Source organism: Paracoccus niistensis (assembly GCF_042432925.1).
In the GTDB taxonomy this organism is placed as follows: Bacteria; Pseudomonadota; Alphaproteobacteria; order Rhodobacterales; family Rhodobacteraceae; genus Paracoccus; species Paracoccus niistensis.
Genome location: NZ_JBHLWE010000004.1, coordinates 113,551 through 121,651 on the forward strand (window position 1 = coordinate 113,551; position 8,101 = coordinate 121,651).

General features: G+C 64.8%; 5 protein-coding genes. 2 read left to right on the forward strand and 3 right to left on the reverse strand.

The window, feature by feature from the left end; all coding sequences use genetic code 11:
- Window positions 1–20 precede the first annotated feature (20 nt).
- The 3 genes from mmsB to chvE all read right to left on the reverse strand — a co-directional run bounded on the left by mmsB (window position 21) and on the right by chvE (window position 3,885).
- Window positions 21–1,232, reverse strand: a complete 1,212-nt coding sequence (gene mmsB / locus ACFFII_RS01615; protein ID WP_377697138.1) for a multiple monosaccharide ABC transporter permease — start codon at window positions 1,230–1,232, stop codon at window positions 21–23.
- Entirely contained in the window at window positions 1,229–2,755 is a 1,527-nt protein-coding gene (gene mmsA / locus ACFFII_RS01620; protein WP_377697139.1) for a multiple monosaccharide ABC transporter ATP-binding protein, read from the reverse strand. Before mmsA ends, mmsB begins: the two co-directional genes overlap by 4 nt.
- Window positions 2,756–2,820: 65 nt before the next feature.
- Window positions 2,821–3,885, reverse strand: coding sequence for a multiple monosaccharide ABC transporter substrate-binding protein (gene chvE / locus ACFFII_RS01625; protein ID WP_377697140.1), 1,065 nt, complete (start codon window positions 3,883–3,885; stop codon window positions 2,821–2,823).
- Between the two features lie 311 nt (window positions 3,886–4,196).
- Here chvE and ACFFII_RS01630 point away from each other — a divergent pair, with 311 nt between their 5' ends.
- Both ACFFII_RS01630 and ACFFII_RS01635 read left to right on the forward strand, forming a co-directional pair.
- A complete protein-coding gene (locus ACFFII_RS01630; RefSeq protein ID WP_377697141.1) occupies window positions 4,197–6,239 on the forward strand; it encodes an acyltransferase family protein in 2,043 nt (680 codons plus the stop codon).
- 323 nt (window positions 6,240–6,562) lie between these two features.
- The gene (locus ACFFII_RS01635) at window positions 6,563–7,867 is read left to right on the forward strand and encodes an NCS2 family permease (protein ID WP_377697142.1); all 1,305 of its coding nucleotides are present in this window, start codon (window positions 6,563–6,565) and stop codon (window positions 7,865–7,867) included.
- Window positions 7,868–8,101 lie beyond the last annotated feature (234 nt).

Genomic DNA, 8,101 nt, shown 5'->3' on the forward strand with positions numbered 1-8,101 from the left:
CCCTGCGGATTGCGGCAGGATCACGCGCGCTTGGCCTTGTTGTAGACGTCGAAGATCACGGCGGCCAGCAGCACCAGCCCCTTGATGACCTGCTGATAGTCGATGCCGATGCCCATGATCGACATGCCGTTGTTCATCACCCCCATGATCAGCGCGCCAACGACGACGCCGAGGATCTTGCCCGACCCGCCCGACATCGAGGCCCCGCCGATGAACACCGCGGCGATCACGTCCAGCTCGAAGCCGACGCCGGCCTTGGGCGTGGCCGAGTTCAGCCGCGCCGTGACGATCATCCCCGCCAGCGCCGCCAGCACGCCCATGTTCACGAAGGTCAGGAACACCAGCCGGTCGGTCTTGATCCCCGACAGCCGCGCCGCCTTCTCATTGCCGCCCAGCGCATAGATGCGCCGTCCCAGCGTCGTCTGCTCGGTCACGAAGGCATAAAGAACGATCAGCACCGACATCACGATCAGCACGTTCGGCAGCCCGCGGAACATGGCGAGCTTCCAGCCGACGAACATCAGGGCCGCGACCACCACGGCATTGCGGGTCCAGAACAGGCCCGCGGGTTCTGGCTCGGTGCCGAAGGCTGCGTCCTGCGTCCGTGCGCGCAGCCCGCTGGTGACGATCGCGGCGGCCGCCAGTGCGACCAGGATCAGGGCGGTGTAGTTCGGCTTGTCCGGGCCGAACACGTCGCCGACGAAGCCCGTGGACAGCGCCTGGAAGGCCTTGGGAAAGGGACCGATGTTCTGGCCCTGCAGCAGCCACAGGGTCAGGCCGCGAAAGACCAGCATCCCGGCAAGGGTGACGATGAAGGACGGGATGCGCCAATAGGCGATCCAGTAGCCCTGCGCCGCGCCGATCAGCGCGCCGATCATCAGCACGGCGGGCATGACCGCCCAGACCGGCCAGCCCAGCTTGACCGTCAGGAAGGCCGAGGCCGCGCCGGTGAAGGCCGCGACCGAGCCGACCGACAGGTCGATATGGCCCGAAACGATGACCAGCAGCATCCCCAAGGCCATGACGATGACATAGCTGTTCTGCAGGAACAGGTTGGTGATGTTCTGGGCCGACAGGAAGTCGATGCCCTGCGTGCTGCGCACCACCACCACGAAGAACAGCACGATGGCCAGCAGAGCCAGCACCATGCCGTTCTGGCGCAGGCCGCCGCCCAGCCGGGCGCGGATGGCGCTGCCCGCGACGCCCAGTTCGTCATGCTGCGGAACCGTCATGCCGCCCTCCCCTCGCTGCGCAGGATCATGCCCATGATGCGCTCCTGGCTGGCCTCGGCGCGGGTCAGCTCGCCCACGATCCGGCCCTCGTTCATGACATAGATGCGGTCGCACATACCCAGCAGTTCGGGCATTTCCGACGAGATCATCACCACCCCCCGGCCCTCGGCCACCAGCCTGTTCATGATCGCGTAGATCTCGAACTTGGCGCCGACGTCGATGCCGCGCGTCGGCTCGTCGAGGATCAGTACCTGCGGCTGGGTGAACAGCCACTTGGACAGCACGACCTTCTGCTGGTTGCCGCCCGACAGGTTCACCACCTGCTGCAGCACCGAGGGCGTGCGGATGCCGAGGTCGCGGCGATAGCCTTCCGCCACCGCCTTCTCGCGCCCGCGCGACAGCACGCCCCGGGCCGAGATCCCCGCAAGGTTCGCCAGAGACACGTTGCGCTGGATCGGCTCGTCGAGGATCAGGCCCAGCGTCTTGCGGTCCTCGGTCACATAGCTCAGCCCGGCATCGATGGCGCGGTTCACGGTCGAGACATCGGCCGGCCTGCCGCCGATCTCGACCGTGCCCGAGATGTCACGGCCGAAGCTGCGGCCGAAGATCGACATGGCAAGTTCGGTCCGGCCCGAGCCCATCAGGCCGGCGATGCCCACGATCTCGCCGCGCCGCACGGTGAAGGCCGCATCGTCGATGACCTTGCGCGGCTGGTCGGGGTGCCACACGGTCCAGTTCCGCACCGCCATCAGCTCGCCGCCGATCTGCGGCACGCGCTCGGGGTAGCGATGGGCGAGGTCGCGCCCGACCATGTCGCGGATGATCCGTTCCTCGGTGATCTCGTCGCGCGCCAGTGTCGAGACGGTCGAGCCGTCGCGGATCACCGTCACCCGGTCGGCCACGCGCCGGATCTCGTTCAGCTTGTGGCTGATGAGGATCGAGGTCACGCCCTGCTCCTTGAGTTCCAGCAGAAGCTTCAGCAGCGTGGCGCTGTCGTTTTCCTGAAGCGCGGCGGTCGGCTCGTCCAGGATCAGCAGGCGCACGTCCTTGGCCAGCGCCTTGGCGATCTCGATCAGCTGCTGCTTGCCGACGCCCAGCTTTTCGACCGGCGTGGTGGGATTCTCGTTCAGGCCGACCTTGGCCAGCAGCTCGCGCGTGCGCGCCCAGGTCCGGGGCCAGTCGATCACGCCGCCGCGCGTGATCTCGTTGCCCAGGAACATGTTCTCGCCGATGGAAAGCTGCGGCACCAGCGCGAGTTCCTGGTGGATGATGATGATCCCCTCCGCCTCGCTGTCGCGGATGTCGCGGAACCGCATGGGGCGGCCCTCGTAAAGGATCTCGCCGTCATAGCTGCCGTGCGGATAGACACCCGACAGGACCTTCATCAGCGTGGACTTGCCGGCGCCGTTCTCTCCACAGATGGCATGGATGCCGCGGGCCTCGACCTCCAGGTTCACGCGGTCCAGCGCGCGCACGCCGGGAAAGCTCTTGCCGATCCCGCGCATCTCAAGAATTGCCGCCATGCCCGCCTCCCCGCGCGCATCGAAGGGCGGTCCCGGCCTGTCAGCCGGACCCGCCCGTGCTGAGCTTATTGCAGCTGGTCCTCGGAATAGTAGCCCGAGTCGACCAGCACCTGCTTGTAGTTCCGGGCATTCACCTCGACCGGTTCGAGCAGGTAGGAGGGCACGACCTTGACTCCGTTGTCATAGGTTTCGGTGTCGTTGATCTGGGGCTCCTTGCCTTCCAGCACGGCGTCCACCATCCCGACCGTGACCTTGGCCAGCTCGCGCGTGTCCTTGAACACCGAGGAATACTGCTCGCCCGCGATCATCGACTTGACGCTCGGGATCTCGGCGTCCTGGCCTGTGACAACCGGCATCTTCATGTCGCCCGAGCCGTAGCCCACGCCCTTGAGCGAGGACAGGATGCCGATCGACAGCCCGTCATAGGGCGACAGGACGCCATGGATCTGCTTGTCGCCGTAGTTGGCCGACAGGATGTTGTCCATGCGGGCCTGCGCGGTGGCCGGGTCCCAGCGCAATGTGCCGACCTGGTCCATGCCCATCTGCCCCGAAACGACCGCGATCTCGCCCGCGTCGATCATCGGCTGCAGGACCGACATGGCGCCGTCGTAGAAGAAGAAGGCATTGTTGTCGTCGGGCGAGCCGCCGAACAGCTCGACATTCCACGGCTTCTGGTCGGGGAAGCGCTCCTTGAGGCCCTTGACCAGCGACTCCGCCTGCAGGACGCCGACCTTGAAGTTGTCAAAGGTGGCGTAATAGCTGACCGCGTCGCTGTCGCGGATCAGCCGGTCATAGGCGATGACCTTGATGTCTGCCGCCTGGGCGTTGGCCAGCGCGTTCGACAGCGTGGTGCCGTCGATGGAGGCGACCACCAGGACCTTGGCGCCCTTGGTGATCATGTTCTCGACCTGGCTCAGCTGGGTCGGGATATCGTCCTCGGCATATTGCAGGTCGGTCTGGTAGCCTGCGGCCTGCAGTTCCTTGACCATGTTGTTGCCGTCGTCGATCCAGCGCGCCGAGGACTTGGTCGGCATGGCAATACCGACCAGGCCCTTGTCCTGCGCCAGCGTCGGCGCGGCGAGCAGCGAAAGCCCGATCCCGAGCGCGGCCGCGAGCTTCATCACCTTCATCCTGCGTTTCTCCCTCCCCCGACGGCGCCGTGCATGTGCGGCGCCGGTTGCTTCAGTCGAATCTGGTAAAGGAGGCCGCCGGGACCGGGCAAATCCTAAGATGCACGGCCGATATACCGATAGTGCTATGGCAAGCCGCATGAGCCCTGCCATCTGGGGCCGGCCACCTCGAAAAGGCTGCTCATCGGTCAGCTCCTGCGAGAAGGCTGCGTGTCTCAGCAGCAAGCAAATGGATAGCGCGTGAGCCCATCTGAAATTTCAACTTTAGGCAGTGTATTTCTACAGAGAGTTAACTTTCGAAAAAATGAGCCTTGTTCCGAATCGGCAGGTCACCCAAGCTGATCCCGAGATCCTGTTCCCAGAGCAATATCGGGATGAATTACCGACCGGAAGTTGACGGCCTGCGGGCTGTTGCCGTTGTGCCAGTTATTCTTTTTCACGCGAAGGTTGCCGGATTCAGCGGTGGTTTCGTCGGGGTCGACGTCTTTTTCGTCATCAGCGGATACCTGATCTCAGGGATCATCCTTGCCGATCTGGAGGCCGGCCGGTTCAGCATCCTGCGCTTTTACGAAAGACGCGCCCGCCGTATCCTCCCCGCTCTTTTCCTGACCCTGTTCGTCTGCACGATCGCGGCTTGGCTTTGGTTTCTTCCGCGCGACCTTGCCGATTTCTCGCAAAGCGTCGTTGCCACCACCCTTTTCCTGTCGAACATCCTTTTCCTTCAAGAAGCCGGTTACTTCGACGTCGAGTCTGAACTGAAGCCGCTTCTGCACACCTGGAGCCTGGCAATCGAAGAGCAGTATTACATCCTCTTCCCGCCGATCATGGCGCTGGTCTGGCATCGTGTACGAGGCCTTCTTCCCGCTGCGATCGTTCTGATGCTGCTGGCCAGCTTCCTTGCCTCCGTCTGGCTGACCCGGACCGCCCCGCAAAGCGCCTATTTCCTTCTGACCACCCGAGGATGGGAACTGCTGATGGGTGTGGTGGCGATGCTGATCCTGCGGCGGGAGACGCCCCATGCACCGGTCGGCCGCCTCCATGACACTCTGGCCGTCGTGGGTCTCGGCCTCGTGTTGTGGTCCGTTGCAGCCTTCGATCACCGGACGCAGTTTCCCGGCCCCTTCGCGCTGGTGCCGACGCTGGGAACGGTGCTGATCCTTCTCTGCGCACGGCCCGGCACATGGATGCAGCGGCTCCTGTCCCGGCCCCTTCTGGTCCTGATCGGGCTGGTCAGCTACAGCGCCTATCTGTTCCACCAGCCGATGCTGGCCTTCCTGCGCTACATGACCCCCGCCGAGCCCGCCTTGGCCGTCAGGCTCGGCCTTGCCCTTGCGGTGTTCCCGCTGGCCTGGCTCAGCTGGAAGTATGTCGAGATGCCCTTTCGCGCCGGACAGGGCGTCTCACGCAGCGCGGTCTTCACGGGGGCGACTGCCGGCATCCTAGGCTTTGTCGCCCTGGGCGCGGTCGGCCACCATCGCGACGGCTATGTACGCTTCGACCTGTCCCCCGAGGCGATTGCGACATTGCGCTCGCTCGAGCGGAGCGGGCTTGCGGAATGCCGCGACCTGGCGGACTGCCTGAGCCCGCCCCTGCGGCCCGAGGACGTGCTGCTGATCGGCGATTCCAATGCCTTCCATTTTTCCGCCCCGCTGGCCGAGGCGCTTGCGGATCAGGGACGGCAACTTGTCAGCCTGACCCGCGGCGGCTGCTTTCCGTCCGACCGCACCATCCGCGTGAACCGCTCGGCCGAGTTCAATGCGGAATGCCGGGCCTATTATGCCCAGCTTTTCGATTATCTGCGCGGCGACCTGCAGAAGCCCCGGACCGTTCTGCTTTCGGCAGCCTGGGCGGCCTATTACTATGGCAGCGACTATTTCGCCCAGAACACTGCCCAGCAGACGCCGTTTGCAAATGCGCGCGTCACCCTGCTCGATTCCCCTGCGCAACCGGAAAGCGAGCGCCGTGCCGAGATGACTCGGGAAATCCTCTCCCTTCTGGGTTTGCTGTCGGAACACTTCGAGCACGTCTGTGTCGTCGGTCCGCTGCCGTTCCTCACCAACAACTTCCGCGGTGGCATCCCTGCCGTGCTGGCAGGAATTCAGGGTGTGTCCCGTGACGATTTCCTCAATGAAACCGACGAGCTGCTCGCCAGCTTTGCGGCGGGCACCCTGCCCTCTCGGGTCCGGGTGCTCTATCCACATGAACAGATTTGCAGTTCCGGCGTCTGCGATGTCCAACTGGAAGGCCGCTATCTCTACTCCGACATCGTTCACGTCAGCGATTTCGGCGCACGGACGGTGTTCGCGGATATTTTCGACCAGAACCCCGATTGTCTCGGCTCGGGTGGGAGGTAGGATCAACAGCCATCCTGCGCTTCCGAGGATGGTTCAGGTTCCACAAGGCGATCAGCCCATGGCAACCTTTCCTGGCTGACAGACGGGCAGATGGCGCGGCTGATCCTTTTGTCCCGTGCCCATTGCAAGCCGCAGATCGATGACAAGCCTGTGCTGAGCGGCATCCTCTCGGGCCCGTACCGTCGGGCAGCGCAAGCGGCTGTCATCCCATCGGCTTCCCCTGCGATCGGTTGAAGCTGTTGCAACGGATGGCGAATAGTCGGCAGCATCGGACGTCCGCTAAGCAGGGTGCTCGCGAGCCTGCGCGGGGAGGAAAAACAATCATGATCGAACGCATCTTCAATGTGCGGGAGCGGGGAAGCAGCGTCAGGGTCGAGCTCGTCGCCGGGCTGACCACGTTCCTGACAATGGCCTACATCATCTTCGTCAACCCGGACATCCTTTCCTCGACGGGGATGGACCGCGACGCGGTCTTCGTGGCGACCTGCCTTGCGGCGGCGATCGGCTCGGCCGTCATGGGCCTTTGGGCGAACTGGCCGATCGGCATGGCCCCGGGCATGGGGCTCAACGCCTTCTTCGCCTTCACGGTCGTGGGCACGCTCGGCTACACTTGGCAGCAGGCGCTGGGGGCGGTCTTCATCTCGGGGATCATTTTCCTGCTGCTGTCGGTGACGGGCATCCGGCGCTGGCTGATCGCGGGCATCCCGCAGTCGATGCGCAGCGCCATCGCGGCCGGGATCGGCATGTTCCTGGCGCTGATCGCGCTGAAGAATTCGGGCATCGTAGTGGCCAACCCGGCGACCTTCATCGCCCTGGGCGACCTGACGGCAAGCGGGCCGCTGCTGACCATCGCGGGCTTCTTCATCATCGCGGCATTGGACGCGCTGAGGGTACCGGGGGCGATCCTGATCGGCATCCTGGCCGTCACCGCCGCCTCGATCCTGCTGGGCGTGAGCAGCTTCGCAGGCATCGTCTCGGCGCCGCCCTCGGTCGCCCCGACCTTCATGCAGCTTGACGTATGGGGGGCGCTCGGAACGGGCATCGTCCATGTCGTGCTGGTCATGGTCCTGGTCGAGGTGTTCGACGCCACCGGCACGCTGATCGGGGTGGCCAAGCGCGCGGGCCTGCTGATCCAGGGCCCGACCCACACCAATACGGGGCTGAGCCGCGCGCTGATGGCGGATTCGACCGCCATCGTCGCGGGCTCGATGCTGGGCACCTCGTCCACCACCGCCTATGTCGAAAGCGCGGCGGGCGTGCAGGCGGGCGGGCGCACGGGCCTGACGGCACTGACCGTGGCGGTGCTGTTCCTGCTGGCGACCTTCCTGGCGCCCTTGGCCGGATCGGTGCCCGCCACCGCGACCGCGCCCGCGCTGATCTATGTGGCCACCCTGATGCTGCGCGAATTCGCCGAGATCACCTGGGAGGACGTGACCGAGGCCGCGCCCGCGGTGCTGACCGCCCTGGCCATGCCGTTCACCTATTCGATCGCAAACGGGCTCGCCTTCGGCTTCGTCACCTACGCAGGGCTGAAGCTGCTGACCGGACGCGCCCGCGAGGTCCATGCGGCGACATGGATCGTCGCCGCGCTGTTCGTCATGCGCTTCGTCTTCTTCCCCGAAGGCTGAGGCATCCAACCGGCCCGCAGCCGGCAGGCGCCAACCTGCGCTTGCCGGCTAGGGATGTGGGAGCAGGATTCCATCCACTCATGCGCCGCATCTAGGTTATGTTGAAAGATGGCGGAGCCAGTGGCGGATCGACGTGATGTCGATGAATCCTAGGCTCAGGACCCATTGTCTTCATGGCCAGAACATAACGGTGGCTGCGAGCGCGATGGCGCAGAGGAAGACCTTCGGGCATCT

Excerpts from the sequence above, each read along its gene's own strand:
- ACFFII_RS01635 (WP_377697142.1), top strand. The coding sequence starts at position 6,563 with ATGATCGAACGCATCTTCAATGTGCGGGAGCGGGGAAGCAGCGTCAGG.
- mmsA (WP_377697139.1), bottom strand. The coding sequence starts at position 2,755 with ATGGCGGCAATTCTTGAGATGCGCGGGATCGGCAAGAGCTTTCCCGGC.
- mmsB (WP_377697138.1), bottom strand. The coding sequence starts at position 1,232 with ATGACGGTTCCGCAGCATGACGAACTGGGCGTCGCGGGCAGCGCCATC.
- chvE (WP_377697140.1), bottom strand. The coding sequence starts at position 3,885 with ATGAAGGTGATGAAGCTCGCGGCCGCGCTCGGGATCGGGCTTTCGCTG.